The 14,623-nt window shown below is 52.7% G+C and carries 14 protein-coding genes; 5 read left to right on the top strand and 9 right to left on the bottom strand.

Annotated features, from left to right (window positions below; genetic code table 11):
* Positions 1-278: 278 nt before the first annotated feature.
* The 3 genes from merB to AABA21_RS13395 are packed head-to-tail and all read right to left on the bottom strand — an operon-like array spanning position 279 to position 1,765.
* A complete protein-coding gene (gene merB / locus AABA21_RS13390; protein WP_338250740.1) occupies positions 279-1,073 on the bottom strand; it encodes an organomercurial lyase in 795 nt (264 codons plus the stop codon).
* 18 nt (positions 1,074-1,091) lie between these two features.
* Positions 1,092-1,349: a GDCCVxC domain-containing (seleno)protein gene (locus AABA21_RS39395; RefSeq protein ID WP_420917113.1), complete on the bottom strand. Its 258-nt coding sequence runs from the start codon at positions 1,347-1,349 to the stop codon at positions 1,092-1,094.
* Positions 1,346-1,765, bottom strand: coding sequence for a MerR family transcriptional regulator (locus AABA21_RS13395; RefSeq protein ID WP_338250742.1), 420 nt, complete (start codon positions 1,763-1,765; stop codon positions 1,346-1,348). Before AABA21_RS13395 ends, AABA21_RS39395 begins: the two co-directional genes overlap by 4 nt.
* A 342-nt stretch (positions 1,766-2,107) precedes the next feature.
* Here AABA21_RS13395 and AABA21_RS13400 point away from each other — a divergent pair, with 342 nt between their 5' ends.
* Positions 2,108-2,293: a hypothetical protein gene (locus AABA21_RS13400; RefSeq protein ID WP_338250744.1), complete on the top strand. Its 186-nt coding sequence runs from the start codon at positions 2,108-2,110 to the stop codon at positions 2,291-2,293.
* 734 nt (positions 2,294-3,027) lie between these two features.
* Entirely contained in the window at positions 3,028-3,249 is a 222-nt protein-coding gene (locus AABA21_RS13405; protein ID WP_338250745.1) for a hypothetical protein, read from the top strand.
* 618 nt (positions 3,250-3,867) lie between these two features.
* On the opposite strand, the gene AABA21_RS13410 is transcribed toward AABA21_RS13405, so the two are convergent.
* The 3 genes from AABA21_RS13410 to AABA21_RS39400 form a co-directional block, all read right to left on the bottom strand.
* Complete coding sequence (locus tag AABA21_RS13410) at positions 3,868-5,562, bottom strand: sensor histidine kinase (protein ID WP_338250747.1); 1,695 nt, start codon at positions 5,560-5,562, stop codon at positions 3,868-3,870.
* A gap of 430 nt (positions 5,563-5,992) precedes the next feature.
* The gene (locus AABA21_RS13415) at positions 5,993-6,514 is read right to left on the bottom strand and encodes an ATP-binding protein (protein ID WP_338250749.1); all 522 of its coding nucleotides are present in this window, start codon (positions 6,512-6,514) and stop codon (positions 5,993-5,995) included.
* A 30-nt stretch (positions 6,515-6,544) separates the two neighbouring features.
* Positions 6,545-6,766, bottom strand: a complete 222-nt coding sequence (locus AABA21_RS39400; RefSeq protein WP_420917114.1) for an HNH endonuclease — start codon at positions 6,764-6,766, stop codon at positions 6,545-6,547.
* Positions 6,767-7,228: 462 nt separating this feature from the next.
* Here AABA21_RS39400 and AABA21_RS13420 point away from each other — a divergent pair, with 462 nt between their 5' ends.
* Positions 7,229-7,504: an HNH endonuclease gene (locus AABA21_RS13420; protein ID WP_338251031.1), complete on the top strand. Its 276-nt coding sequence runs from the start codon at positions 7,229-7,231 to the stop codon at positions 7,502-7,504.
* Between the two features lie 186 nt (positions 7,505-7,690).
* Here the strand turns inward: AABA21_RS13420 and AABA21_RS13425 are convergent, their stop codons facing one another.
* On the bottom strand, positions 7,691-10,039 hold the full coding sequence (locus AABA21_RS13425) for a protease pro-enzyme activation domain-containing protein (protein WP_338250751.1): 2,349 nt from the start codon (positions 10,037-10,039) through the stop codon (positions 7,691-7,693).
* 1,016 nt (positions 10,040-11,055) lie between these two features.
* Between AABA21_RS13425 and AABA21_RS13430 the strand changes: the two genes are divergently transcribed.
* Both AABA21_RS13430 and AABA21_RS13435 read left to right on the top strand, forming a co-directional pair.
* The gene (locus tag AABA21_RS13430; RefSeq protein WP_338250753.1) at positions 11,056-11,736 is read left to right on the top strand and encodes a helix-turn-helix domain-containing protein; all 681 of its coding nucleotides are present in this window, start codon (positions 11,056-11,058) and stop codon (positions 11,734-11,736) included.
* Positions 11,726-11,917: a hypothetical protein gene (locus tag AABA21_RS13435; RefSeq protein WP_338250755.1), complete on the top strand. Its 192-nt coding sequence runs from the start codon at positions 11,726-11,728 to the stop codon at positions 11,915-11,917. Before AABA21_RS13430 ends, AABA21_RS13435 begins: the two co-directional genes overlap by 11 nt.
* 805 nt (positions 11,918-12,722) lie before the next feature.
* Here AABA21_RS13435 and AABA21_RS13440 read toward each other — a convergent pair.
* Both AABA21_RS13440 and AABA21_RS13445 read right to left on the bottom strand, forming a co-directional pair.
* Positions 12,723-13,088, bottom strand: a complete 366-nt coding sequence (locus AABA21_RS13440) for a hypothetical protein (protein ID WP_338250757.1) — start codon at positions 13,086-13,088, stop codon at positions 12,723-12,725.
* The gene (locus tag AABA21_RS13445) at positions 13,085-13,972 is read right to left on the bottom strand and encodes a class I SAM-dependent methyltransferase (RefSeq protein ID WP_338250760.1); all 888 of its coding nucleotides are present in this window, start codon (positions 13,970-13,972) and stop codon (positions 13,085-13,087) included. Before AABA21_RS13445 ends, AABA21_RS13440 begins: the two co-directional genes overlap by 4 nt.
* Positions 13,973-14,623: the final 651 nt, after the last annotated feature.

Here is a 14,623-nt window from a genome sequence, read left to right on the forward strand (position 1 = left end):
TAAAAAGATCAAGCAACTCCGCCGCTCCCAGCAGCGGGTGCGCTTCATTTTATTGCAACAAGAAAAGCGGGCATGTCCGCTTTTCTTGTCATGGTCCCTTTTGGTGATACAATAAATGACACCCGGCATCCAGCAACTTCTTTTATCAAACCCACAAAATGAGCTGACAGATCCCCTTCAAAAAAACGCTTCTCTCGCCACCTACTTCGAAAATCGACGCCCTAATCAGGCACGATTCGGGAGAGGATACTGTAAGATATTATTTAGATCCCCTCCCCCTACCAAACTAATACAGTAGCAGAGGCAACGATCCGGCAGAGGATACTGTAAGCGTTATCCCAGATAAGGAGCGAGGCTGTTTTTCCTTCCACTCCAAAATGTGTTGATGCGAGGTCATTCTTTCTCCCACATCGAGACGTGGTAACGGTTTGGCCCACCGCCGCATGAAGCCGCAGATTCGTGTGGTCACAGGTTGGCGACCATGTATCCAAGACGTGCCGCTTCCTCAACCGAGAGAAGTACCGCGTCGGGGTGCAGTGCCATCCAAGGCGAGGCAGCCTCCTCCGACTGGAAAAACAGGGATTGCTCACAGAAGTGCTGCGCACGCACTCACATCGCTCAGTGGGAAGGATCAGTGACAACACGCTCGTGACTGGAAGAAGATCCGCAATGCCTTCTGGTGTAGCGACAAACGTAATAGGCTGGCTGGTCGCCGAACATTCCGACTGAACATGCGCTTCGACTTGAAGTAGAGGAGGAAACAGAACCGTATCGAAGGCGCACCAGGTAAAGAGGAGGAGTTCCGAAAGCACAAACTGATGCTGGGTAGGCAGGAGCGTGATCCCCCATCCGACGATGTCGCCCTGCTCGTCAAACTCAGCATCTGAGACACGTGCCAGGTGCGCTGCCAGTTTCTCCTGGCTCATCTGCGAGCGCTCGGCCAGATGCATGAGCGAGAGAGGCTGGCCAGTTTCGACCATGGCTCGCATGATGTGCTGGCAGGCAGCGTCCTGCGTACAATCGAGGTGAGTAGCTAACTGTAAAGCCAGCAGATCGAGGGAAGATTGATTCATGAGCTTCCATTCCTTTTCTCATCCTTGCAGAGCAGTGGTCTCTTGATCGGAAAGACCTGGAGAACGGCATGTTTCCCCTTCTTGCATAGAGGGGCAGGGCGTATCCGCATAGGAGCAGAACACGCAGCAGTCTCCGTTTTTGTGAGCATGTGTCATGGAACACACCTCACAGGTGTAGGTTAATTGGCAAAAGGTTGTCGGCATCAGAGCCTGTTGCTGATGCTGACAGGTCGGATTGGGGCAGGTCAAGGTTGCCAGGAGGGCATTGTTGTTCATGGTTCATCCGTTTCTGTATCATGTTCAAGCGCGTCAAGCATGGGGCAGCGACCTTTTGGGCCTTCTCCAGCGCAGAGAGACGCAACGTGAAGGAGAGCCTGTCGTATCCGTTGGAGTTCGACTATTTTCTGCTCGACTTCTGCAAGCTTCGCTGCGGCGTGCTCTTTCACCTGCTCACAGGACGTTTGCCCATCCACGCGCAACGTGAGTAGTTCGGCAATCTCTTTGAGAGAGAACCCAAGTTGCTGTGCCCGTTTAATAAAGCGAATCCGGGTCACGGCATCCTGCGGGTATTGTCGATAGCCAGAGGTGCGGCGCGCAGGCTCCTCCAGCAATCCCTCACGCTCGTAGAAGCGAATGGTTTCCACACCAACGCCAGCACGGCGAGCAACTTGTCCAATTGAGAAGATTTCCATCGTTGCAACTCCTTCAGAGAAACTATACACTCTGTAGTATGGTACGGAGTCAAGAGGGAAACAGACAAGTTCTGAATTGTCGAGGAGTAATGGAACTTGATCTATTGTGCCTCGTTTTTACGCTCGTTTTGTGCTTAGCTTCCTGCTTTGCTATACCACATCTGGGGCAAGCAGTTCTGACACTTTCGTATTTTGTACAAAGAGAGAAATATGGAAGATGCGACAGCAATGGGAACCAGACGCTTAGCCCTGTTACTACAACGGAAGTAGTTCCCTGGGCACCTCCTGGTGGCAGCACGGTGGAAGGTCAACGTTTGCTATTGTGGGGGATGCGAATGCAAGATGGCCCGTTCCTGCTTGCTATCTGCCTACTATGGAGCAGGTAGACGAGATGTGCTGGAGATCGGCGTCGACGTGTTGAGAGCGAGGCAGGGGCATGGCCTGCTTGGATGTTCCAAGCAGGCCATAGTTGCGAGCACCCACCGGCTTAAAGAGATCCTGGTGAAGAACTCCAGGGTTTCTTTGTAACCACCCTCACCATACCATACATGCCGAAAGAAAGACGATGGTTCTCGTGCAAGGTCTACACTATACAATCGGCATATGTCGCATACCGAAGAAGGCGCGCCTCGTCAGTATGCCTGTACGTCCATATCCCCCCGCAAGGAGCATAGTCACATCAATTGCAGGCATGGGCTGAAATGAACGAATACATAGGCTATTCTGCTCATACCCATAACCAAGGGACATCCCATGACATCTCTATCTCTCGTGCCAGGCATGGCTACGAAGAGGAGCGATTGCGTGGAAGCGTTCCAAGCCACTATGCTTTACACACGCCTCCGACGAGCGGCACCGAGACGTATGTGATGCGATGAACAATCAAAAGGGTCAAGCTCTCTTTTTTACCTCTCGCCATCGAAGGGGGGTAGCGAGGAGGGAAGAACTGGTTGGCTGCGTGCCATGTTGTCAAAACATGAAGAGGCAGCGGGCCAGCGGTTTCTCAGCGGGAAGCGTGGCGAGGAAGGGGAGCGACTTTTATCACAGCAGGAATGATGGACGGAGGAGTATCCTTTGGAAAGGAACAGGTAGGAGAAAGAGGGCACCATCTCTGGAAAAGAAAAGCTCTGTTCTGCTTATGACAACGCGAGAGAAGTGCCGAGGTTCCGTTGCTCGCGATCCTCTTCGTCCCGCTGTGTCGTATTGTGCTGGTACAACCGGTAGGTATTAGGCATTTCCCTGAGAGGGAGAGGCAGGTCTGTATGAAATGTGATGAATGTCAACAAGAACTGTGGAAAGCTGGCGAGATCGCTCCAATGGGGGCCTATGCGCGGGTGGATGATCAATCGTATCACCTCGTCATCTTGGAACAAGAGGGACCGCTACCAGCGACATTTGATGGACATACCGCGTGGTATTGTGCCTCTGCATGCCGGTGTGCCACGCGTGCCAGGCTGATCCAGGAAGCAAAAGCCGCGCGATGATGCAGGAAACCTTCTGGCTTGAGCCACTGCCGCCTTTGCGCCTGGATTTGATCGTATGAGCACGCTGAAGGAGAGCGAACAATCGGATCGATCGGTGCGATGGAACGAGGTACACGCGGGTGTGAGTGCTCGACGAGCAACGGTTCTGTTCCCTCCGCGCAACTGCGTGCGAGGATGAGCCGTATCTTGCAGTTGATGCTGGGGTGAAGCGCGTACGCTTGTTGTACGGGCGTGCGCGCGTCTTTGTGTGTAGCACATGTGGCGGCACATTGCCACATGTACGGAAGAGCGTGTGTGCGAGGACCCGAATGTTCCCTTGAGCCACCGTGTCCACGACCCCAACACGCCCCCGATCCGTCCCCAATACGCCCTCTCCGACGTTTAACTACCATGATCCGACGGTTGGCCTGTTATGCTGACGCCTTGTGACGTCTGGCGACGACGAGTTATAGTTGCCTTTTGAGGAGGCGTGGTTCTGTCAGTGATGTATTTGCTGATGAGAGGGAGATATGTTTCCGCTTTTCCTGGTATGGAGAGCAAATTTTGATCTTCTGCGGTTGCGCGTCTTGCATCATCAAAAGGGTGCATGAACCGGCAACATGGGTTCACTCCATTGTTTTACCCCGCCTGTTCTACGAGTGGCAGGGAGAACCAGAAGGTAGTGCCATGGCCGAGCGTACTGTCTACGCCCACGGTACCCTGATGCGCCTCAATCAGTGTGCGGCAGAGATAAAAACGTATGCCCATGCTGAGATCAAGTTCATGCTGGGGAGCCGTTCCCTGGGAGCGATACAGACGCTCCCAGATGTGCTCTTGCTCTTCTGGCGCTATACCTGGTCCTGTATCATGAACACTGATACAGGCTTGCGATGTGTCAACGCGTAGTGCTACTTCAATGGGTTGGTTGGCCGGCGATTGGCGGTGGGCGTTTGACAGATAGGTGTGCATGACCTGGTTGATGCGCCTGGGATCAATGCTAACCCATACTTCCTGTGGTGGCAGCGTGAGCTGGAACTGCCGGTCACGAGAATGTTTCTGTTGCTGTGCCACCGCTTTCTTGATCAGTTTTGTCAATTCTTCGCGCCGCCTATGGAGCTGCAGCGTCTTCTTCTGAATCTGGGCGTCATCGATCATGTTTTCAATCATTTGTTGCTGGGTACGCGCACTCTCATTGGCCGCTTCCAGAGGATCTTGTACCCGTTCGATGTCTTTGCTGATGACCTCTTCTTGCCTGTTGATCTGGTCTTTCAGCTTCTCCAGGCGCCGCAGCGCGAGCTGGATATTGCCCATGGTTGTAGTGAGTGGCGTCTTGAGCTCATGGCTGGTCAGATCTAAAAAAGCATCGATAATCTGACTGGTGGCTTGCAGGACCATCTCGTTGCTCTTCTCATGATCCAGTGGGGCGAAAGAGCGTGCGTATTCGATCATCAACGTCGTCAGGGTCGCGACGGCGCGCACCAGCTCGCTCTCTTCGGTATTGCAGGGATAGTCGCGGCCCAGTACAAATGCCCCTACCAACTCCTGTTTGAGAAACAGAGGGGTCCAGAAGAGGTATGAAGACGGCAAGTCGACCGGTTTTGCAAATGGGATATGCATATGCTGGCGGTCAATGGTAACCTGCTTCTGCGCACGCAGGTCTTCAATCGCGCCTGGGTCCAGGAAATCAGCCAGTCTATAGCGCCCACTATTCTTCCAGCGTAGTTCAGTCTGTTCTGCCGTCAGGCCGCTGAACGCTATGTAGTAGAGCCGTTGGTCGAGCGATCCCAGCGAGAAAAGAAAGACGGCCTGGCCCTCCAACAGATCTCGAATCAGATCAGCCAGGTGTTGCCCGATGATATGGATAGAGGAGGGAATTGAGAGCTCCTCTTCCGGCGGTGAGACTGCCAGGAGATCGTGAAGATGGAAGATCGCATGGATTAAGGAGAGCTGTGCTGCATTGTTCTGGGAGATCTGTATCTGCTGCAGATAAAAATCTGTCAGATTGTGCAACTGACAAAGGATCTTTGTTGGCTGTTCCTCTTCTTGTAAGAGTGTATACACGATATCGACACAGAGCGTGTGACCAGAGGGTAAAAAACAGAGGATCGTCTGCTTGTTTGGCCCTGCACTGGCCAGCTCCATGAGATGCTCATAATTGAGACCTGGTGAGAGAGGATGATAGTTGAGATCAGAGGCCCGCAGGGATTGAAACAGGTCCAGAAAGGATGTGCCCGATGGAATATCTTTGCATGATAATTCCAGGAGCATCAGCGCAGCCTCATTCAACCATTGAACTCTGCCCTGGGTGTCGAGAATAATGATACCCTCAGCCATTTTTAGCAGGGCTGTTTCAATTTGACTGGGCGGTACTGGAGGGGAAGATGCCCATGAACACGCTCCCCCTTCATGTATGCGAGAAGCAGATGGTTCAGAGCGATGAGTGACGCCTGAGGCCTTGAGCTTTCCTGCATTGGATTTGGTCGTGTCTATTGTCTGAGTGTTGTGCTCTTCCACGTAATGTGCCCTTTTCATCCACATAGAAAATGGATCACTCATCTGTTATGCTGCTTGCTTGTTAGAGTATACCATACGCTGGTATGTCCCGCTCATTTCATGCTTTCATTTCCCTGGAAGGACCCTGTTGGGTGCATGCTAGAGCTCGTGCGCTCCATGGAGTGTTTACGCGAATGTGCAAACTACCGTTTTGTTAGGCTTGATCCTACCCAGGAACACAAAAAAAACCTCCAAGTGTTACTCTTCCAACCTACCCACTGTTAATCACTCTACCCACTTGGAGGAAGGGGCTAAAGATAGAAAAGAGGGGGGCCCATGCCTCTGCTTGCTGCAACCGATGGAGATAGCGATACGACTCCCCAACAAATTCCACGATCCGTCCTTTGTGAATCAGCCGATCAAGAAAGGCTATCGTGAGTGTTGGATCACCAAAAATAGAATTCCAATCACCAAAGCGCAAATTGCTAGTAATAACGAGAGAAATCTGCTCGTACAGGTCGCCGACAAGCTGAAAGAGGAACTGGCCTCCAGCTTTGTCAACGGCGATAAAGCCCAGCTCGTCCAAGATGAGTAAATCAAGTCGGGTAAAGCGAGCCATGAAGTTGGAAAGGATTAATGTCTTCTGAGCAACTTGCAAGTCATTGACCAGAGCAGCAGTTTTGTAGAATCGTACTCGTTTGCCGTGTCGGCAAGCAGCTAGAGCCAACCCAATGGTTAAATGCGTATAGGGTAGGCGTCGTGCGCCTTGATACATTGCTGCATTAGGTTTCACTACGCCCCCTCCGAACCAGACTTGAGCCTTTCAGCTCATCCGGCTCTCCAGAACATCACAGGTACGTTGTGAGAGAACAAGCTTTCCCGAGTGAATTGCTCGGTGACATGGCATACAGACGACCAGCGTCTTTCGACGCAAGGTAATCATCCGTTTGACCCATTCTGGTTTCTCTCGTCGACCTGTCCACCGCGTCTTCAGATCAACGAGTTTGTGCACGTGATGAACCTGACAGTTCTCTGAGAACCGCATAGTTCGCACGTGTCTGCCAGAAGCCGAGTGATAAAATCAGAGCGGCTTTTCCAAAACATCACCGGCTTGGTGCCAGCAATCGGGACGTTTCCTGGTTTCATGGCTTGGAGGGGTTCAAATCCTGACTTATCTGCACCTGTATAGAGCTCGGCGGTAAGTCCCATGGCTTCGATTGCCCGACGAAGAGGAGCAACAATGTCATCGACATAGTCAGCATAGATAACTGTTCCTTTGCGCAGATACGAGCGTACGGCCTCCAATTTTGCCAGAAGCAATACCTGCTCCATAGGAAGTGGGTTATGGGAGGCCGTTAGAAAGGGCTGGAGTAAGTCATTTCTCGCCGTGGCCACACCCTTTCAATGCATTTCCTGCTCATAACGCGGCCGATAGCGAAACCTATACAACATCAGGGCACGGTGCATCATGAGGGCATTATTGACGGTAGAGGCGGTTCGTTCCTAAATCTGTAAACGCTCTTCTGTTACCACTTCGAGCAGTTTTTTCGCTTTCCGCAAACTTGCAGGTTTAGAGAAACCAGGGAGGAAAGAAAGACCAGTCTGGGTCAAACAGATGGCAGCAAGACGGCGCAAAACATGGGTGGTGTGCCGGGAGTGTCATGAAGAGATCCATACCGGAAAAACCACCGCGTCCTTTCGAAAACAGGGACTGGAGAGCCGGATGACACAGGAATGGCTATCTTGCGTATGTCGGGAAGAGGGTAACGGAAAAGAGCCATGAGATACTCTTATGGGACCTCGCCGATACCCCACTGCATTCGGGGGGAGGTCACAGGAACCTGATCTGGCCACAGGAAAAGGCGCTGGGTCCCCACCTAACGACTTATAGTCAGATCCCTCCGATGATGAATCGATGGTGTTTTTCTTGCTTCTCTTCTCACGCATCGGAGTGGGATCTGCTTATCCATCACGCACGTTGGGTATTCACGCTGCCAAGCATTGACACATCATCTACCAGGAAGTCGCTCGGGTTGCTGCGCGTGGTTGTGCTGCCAAAGTAGAGGATAACCTGCTGACCGCTATGGCCTGACAGCGCTGAGGTCACGTCAAATGTATACTTTACCCATCCGTGGGAGTTTGCATTACAATGGGTGGCTTCAACATTGATCGGGCTACCATTGGCGGCCAGTAACGCAACTGTAAGCCTATCGGCGCAGACGTTGGTGTTGCTCTTGGTGGTCAGGCTATACAGCCAGTAGCTTAAGACGATCTTGTTGCTGTTGCTGGGGATGGTCAGGACCTGGTAAAGGTAGTCATTACAGTTGCTGTAGCCGCAGAGAGATGCGCTATATTTCCCGCTATGGGATAGTGTGTTGGTGATCATCTCAAAGCCGCCACTGGAATATTCTACCCACGGGCTCCTCCCGTTCTCGAAGCCGCCATTTGGTACCAGTTGCGTTCCTGGCGTAGGTGTGGGTGTCGTTGTCGGTATGGGCGTAGGGGTAGATGTGGGCGTCCTGGTTGGCGTTGGCGTAGGTGTGGGTGTCGTTGTCGGTATGGGCGTAGGGGTAGATGTGGGCGTCCTGGTTGGCGTTGGCGTAGGTGTGGGTGTGGTTCCACCGGCGATGGTGCTCGCCAGTTGTGCGGCGTTGGGAGTACCGATACCGCTGGCCATGTCATAGTTGGGTCCCGCCTGATAATACAGATTGTTGCCCGTGGTGACGTCATGGAAGGAGTTATAGGGCGTGCCGTTATTGTAGACGCTGTAAAATGGCTGATGGGCGTTTCCCAGCGTCGGCTTGCCCACTGATGCCAGGTATTGGTTGATGTCAATAGCTACACTGGCCCATAGGGGAGCGGCCGCGCTGGTTCCGCCAATCGATAGCCAGCCTGAGCAGTACGAGCCAGAGCTTGTACAGTAGACGGAATAGCCGCTCTGGGGATCGGCGTCGGCTGAGACATCAGGCACCATGCGATTGGTCTGGGTCAGATTCGTGCCCGTCTGGTAGCTGGGACGTGTGAAGTATGAACTGATGCCGCCGCCACCGCCGCCACCGCCAGTGCTCCCCCAGGCGGACTCGCTGCCATAGGTGTTTCCGCTGCCGAGCTGCAGATTGGTGCCACCAACGCCGACCACATTAGGATCACTGGCGGGCGAATCAACCCCTAGCGCTGAGCCACTGCCGCCGCCGCCATTACAATCATAAGCCCCTGAGTCGCCTGAGGCGGCAAAGAAGGCCTGTCCTTGAGTGGCTCCTTGCGTGAAGATACTATCTAAGGCGGCCAACTCAGCGGTGCCTGAAGAAGCTTCGCATAGTCCCCAGCTGGTTGTCGTGACCTTCACCAGGTTGTCGGTGACGATGCGGTTGTAGGTGTCATTGAGACCAGTTGTGGAGTTGGGGCCGATATAGACCCTCTGGGCAGCGCCGGGGGCGATCGCGGAGATGACTTCCATATCCAGGGTGACCTCAATTGCGCCGCTTCCTGGGTTGCTGGTGGCCCCATCGACCAGCACATTGGTGTAGTGACCGGTGCCCAGACCATACTTGCTGCGGTAATAGTCTATGTCAGAGGCTTGATAGCCGTCTAATTCAAACACGCCGATGGTCTGTCCCGTGCCATCATTGCCGGCACTAATCAAAGGATTGACGTTGTATGCACCGCGCAATTCGGGTGGTGTATAGCCACCACCAGGCCCGAGCAGCGGTTTGGTGACAAACTTCGTGGCTGCGTACGGCTGTCCAGGGTGTTGCGTGCCGCGAGCTGTATGTTGTACGTGCGCATAATGATTGTGTGGGATGTTGTTCAATCCGGCAATATTCTGGATATCACCTGCCAGATAGTTCGGCACAACAGGATCTGTATTTGGTGCATAGATATAGATCGGAGGAGAGAGGCGATAAGCATAGTTATAAAGGACAACATGAAAGGCGCTTTCTGCGGCTCCTACCGTGCCAACGGCGTTGATGATTAACCGGTTTGGCGACACGCCGGTAACGGTCAAATGCTGGCTACGCAAATAGCTGGCGACGTTATCGACGGTGCTCTGCGTAGGTCCAAATTGAGCTGTAAACTGTTGAGGCGTCAGATAGTGATGATAGTAAGGCGAAGACGGATTTTCCTGAGCTGCTCGCAAAGCAGCCAGCTCAGCCTGATTGCGCAGCTGTAAGCTGATCCCCAGGTGGAGCAGATTATTGGTGGCGGTGTGTGATATCGGGGTCATATGCTGGACCAAAGGGATCACATGTCCGGGGATGCTGACCATGTCGGCCTGCGGCCTCTGGGTCGCTGCCAGCGTCATTGAGTTTCCCGCCATGATACTCTGCGTAATCAAAAGCAGGAGCGTAGTGCTAGTGATGAGCGCAAGGCGAGGTTGCCATTTCTGGCGCAATGTTTTTCTCAAGTGTACCTCCGAAGACCCAATGGCGAGGGTGTAAGTAAAAAACAATCCAGTAATACCTGGCGCCACTGGTACATCCCTATAAAGGAAAAATCCTCAATTCTACAGTGGCTGGCATGCTGATCATTGCTTAACCTACGCCAGATATAAATAAATCATTCAAAATACGCTTTAAGATCATCATATAAATATTATACATTTTATTTATTAATTTTCCAAATTACTAATTAATACATCAATATGATATTAAATAACATTAAATTTATTTTGTGGCAATTAAATGCAAAATTGCCACAAAATAAGCAGCTGAGCAAACAAATCTGCTACATATGTGGAAGGAACGTAGACATCTTGTTGGATAGAAGAGGAAATGCATGTCTGAATATCTGACGGTTCCTGAAGTCGCGAACGTCCTGAGCGTGGATGATACGACGGTACACCGGTGGATTCAGCCAGGGATATGAGAAGTCATTCGTCTTCCTGCAGCTGGTTCCCGCACGATGTATCGTATTTAGAAAAAAACACGTAAACAGCTGCTGAGAGAACCATTGTAATCTGGTGCTCAAGAGGCCTTGACTGAGCCGCTTCTGGGCTGGTTCTGTTTGTATGGAGTGGAAGAGCAATCGTGACGGCCAGTCCAGTTGGCTAGACATCAGTGATTGCTCTCTATCTTCTTAGATGTACGCGTTGCTGTGTATGTGTTTGATGCGCGTCACCAACTCCGATACGATGGGCCCACTAGTGCTCTGTCAAGCTAAGATTGATAAGTGAAGACAAATGCCAAGTCCAATTTTGGCGCGGTTTCGCGAACAGATGCGACTCGTCAAGAGAACATTGACAGAGCACTAGTAGTCTGTCAAAACAAGATTGCTAAGTAAAAAGAAAAAGGGTTATCCTTGAGATTACACAAAAACCAACTCAAGGAAGACTCCATGAAAAAGTATATCGTGAAACTGACACCACAACAACGCCAGAAGTTGTCTGAGATGATCAAGAGCGGGAAAGCGGCTGCTCGTGAACTTATTCTCTTGAAGGCTGATTCCGGCCAAGATGGGCCAGACTGGAGCGATGCCAGGATTGCCGAAGCCTTGGACATTAGCATGGCAACGGTCGCTTGTGTCCATATCTGTTGTACAACGGCCTCGGTCCAGGTGGCCATTTCGCCTGCGAAAGCCAGCCGTGTGCGCTGTCGTCGTCTGGATGGCAATCAGGAAGCCCATCTGATTGAGTTGGCCTGTAGTACTCCCCCCGAGGGGACAATGCGCTGGACGCTGCGACTGCTTGCCTCGACCCTGGCCGAACTGGGTTACGTGGAAACCATTAGCCATGAAACGGTGCGCCAGGTGCTCTTGGCCGATGAACGCAAACCGTGGATGATGCAGCAGTGGTGCATTCCCACCCAGGTGGAGGCGGAGTTTGCCTATCATATAAAAGATGTACTTTCGGTCTATACCCATCCCTACAATCTGACACGACCGCAAGTGTGTATGGATGAAATCAATACGCAACTGCTTTCTGAGAGCCGCCACTCCTTGGAGATGAAACCAGGGTACCCAAACGCGAAGACTATGAGTACGTGCGAGAGGGTGTCTGCAATGTTTTTTGGCTTGTGAACCCCTCACCGGTGTGCGCTACACAATGGTTGCGGCCCAGCGGACCAAGCAACAACGGGCTCAGTTCATCTGTCAGCTTTCTGATGAGCACTATCCTGGCGCCGACAAAATTGCCCTGGTGATGGATAATCTTAATATCCATATCCTGGCGATGCTCTACGAGGTTGTGTCCGGTTGCTGAGGCACGCCGGCTGTGTCAACGCTTCGAGGCGCATTACACCCCCAAGCATGGGAGTTGGCTCAACATGGCCGAAATTGAACTCTCGGCGTTGGATCGACAGTGCCTCTCGCAACGGCTGCCCTCTTTGGAAGTGGCCCAATAACACGTCACAGCATGGACGACTCGGCGCAATCAAGCCGCTGTGACCATCAATTGGTGCTTTACCGCTGAAGATGCTTCGATTAAGCTCGAACATCTTTACCCGTCAATTTCCGATTGACAGACTACGAGAGAATGAGCCAGATAGGATGCCTGCCGTCCTATTCTTCGATTGGGAACTCGTACTCGTATCGCTCTCGACAGCAGAATAGCTCTTCGTTCGGTGCCAGTGCTCCCCTCCACCAGCCGAATCACGCATCTCTATCGCTGCGCCTCCTCCCGGGCTGGTGGAGGGGAGCACTGGTATCCGCCACATGCCCACTCATGTGTGCTCCTGCACGCTCAAGTGTCACCTTCGTCGGTGGTACGCTCAACCGTTCTCATATCATCTGTCCCGTAGGACGTATCTCCCACATGAATTGCACCCCATCGGGATCGACGTGCGTTGTGTCGTGTTGGTATGCAGTCGCCTCGCACTTAGAGCCACACTGTGCCGGCGCTTCATCGCGCCACCTTCACATACAAAGGATCGATCAGCGAACCGGCGCACTCCTGGTCCTACCTCATGTGTCTCACGCAGCCCTCTCTCCAGGCAAAATGGCGGCCCGCTGCTTCTCCTCGCAGTTTCAATGGTGCGAGCCGCATCGTGACACAGAGAGGATCCTGCTTAGCTGGTGAAGATGTCGCTCTCGAGGATGGACTTCAACCCAGTCAGTTCGGTAATCGCATTGCTGCGCTCCTTGGACGGCGGACTGCCTTCATAGTGCTCAAGGACATGATTGATCATCATCTTCATGGCCAGACGCTCATCCGGCAGAATGGGCAGCATGAGCGTGATACGCTCGTTCTGTGGTTCCATCTGGCTCATGATCTGCCCCTGGAGCGCCTGTAGTGCCCGCAGCGCCATATTGCGTTCGGCAGTTGGCTCAAGTTGCTCCCAGGCAAAATGGCGGTAGCGCTGGATATACTGGATCATACGGTGCGCTTGCGCCGCGGTGAGACGGAGGCCGCGTGGGGAGAGGGAGTTGTTCATGCGCCTAGTGCTCTTCTTCCATAGGCCGCGTGGAACACATAGGAAGCACGCAGCGTTTCCCATTCCTCGGAGACGTCCTTGACCCAGGCATCAAAGTGCGCCGGGCTCATCTGTGCCTGGGTACAATAGATCCCTTTCAGCGCGCCGAAAGCACTCAAGACGTTTGCCTTGAGCATTGCGCCAACATGCCCTCCCCAGGTACCTAAGGGGGCTGGAATATGATGGATTTCGACATCCTGGATTCCAGCCTCGATGAGCATCTGGCCCAACTGCGGCACCACTGCCATATCAAACCCGCGTTCTTTACTGCACGCTCCCATCCAGGCGAGGAGCCGTGTTGTCTCAGGTCCAGCCTGCTTGATTGTGACTCCGATTTCCAGTATTTCGATCCATCCGCCAGGACGCGTTACGCGGATGAGTTCCTTGATCGCCGTGGGCCACTGGGCCGTGGGAATCGCGGCTACCAGCAGCCGTTGATGAACAAACGCAAACTGCTTGTCTGGAAAGGGGAGTCCGTGCAAGATATCACCGAGCATGAATGTGTATGCGGCTGTTGATGGGTGCTGAAAAGACGTGGATGAAACATCCAGGCCGAGAATGTGTGCCTTGGGAAAGAGGTGACTCATCTCTACCGGCCAGATGCCAGTGCCGGTGCCCACATCGAGAATCGTGTCCGTCTCGGGTGTGAGCGGGGCAAGGTAGTGGTTGCCAATGGCCGCATAGAGCGCACGGTGTTGAAAATTCAGGCGCGAATCTTCTTCGGCGTCCTTGGGGAGGAAATATGGCGTATCAGTCGAGCGCACCCGATCATCGATAGCCTGTGGCTCCACGGGCTGCGGTGCCTGGTCTCGATGGCGGGTCTGTCGGCGACGAAACAAATGCATCGTAATATTCCTTTCAAGAAAGAGATGATGATCTCGTGATGCAGAATTTCCAAGAATAAAAGGTAATGAGTAGCTGCATCTATAGGATTATTTGAAGTAATAGGGATGATATGTTCACAATAGGTATAATACAAGAATCATCTGCATTGCACTGCTCCAATTTGGAGCAGTGCAATGCACTGGGGTGGAAAATGAGCTCATGGTACACGGTGCTATGGTGACAGAAGCCTTCAGACAGGGGAGCTGAGCAGGGAGAAAGCATGCATACGCGATCCCTGCACGAACGCTGTCGGGCAGGTGCCCGGTAAAGTGCTTGCACCAGCTACTGAGCTGATCCTCAAGTGACGTTACATGATCCATTACAGGTTCCCTCCGTGTCGTTGAAAACATAGGCAGACAAAGTCCTATCGAGGCTATGGGCAAGTGCTGACTCTGTGACACCTTGCGTTGTCGTACAACCGTGCGTCGACGAGCCAGACCCTCCTTGTTCCTCACCCTTATAGAGATGGAAGAAGATCCCTTCTGGTTATGGGTAGCAGCAGGATAGGCTAGTAATTGATGCATTCCGATAAATCAGTTGGGGAACGTTCTGGTTGGGCGCATAGGCTCGGTGCGATGTACGCCGTCATGCAGGGGACGTAACGGTTCCAA

Source organism: Dictyobacter halimunensis (assembly GCF_036245075.1).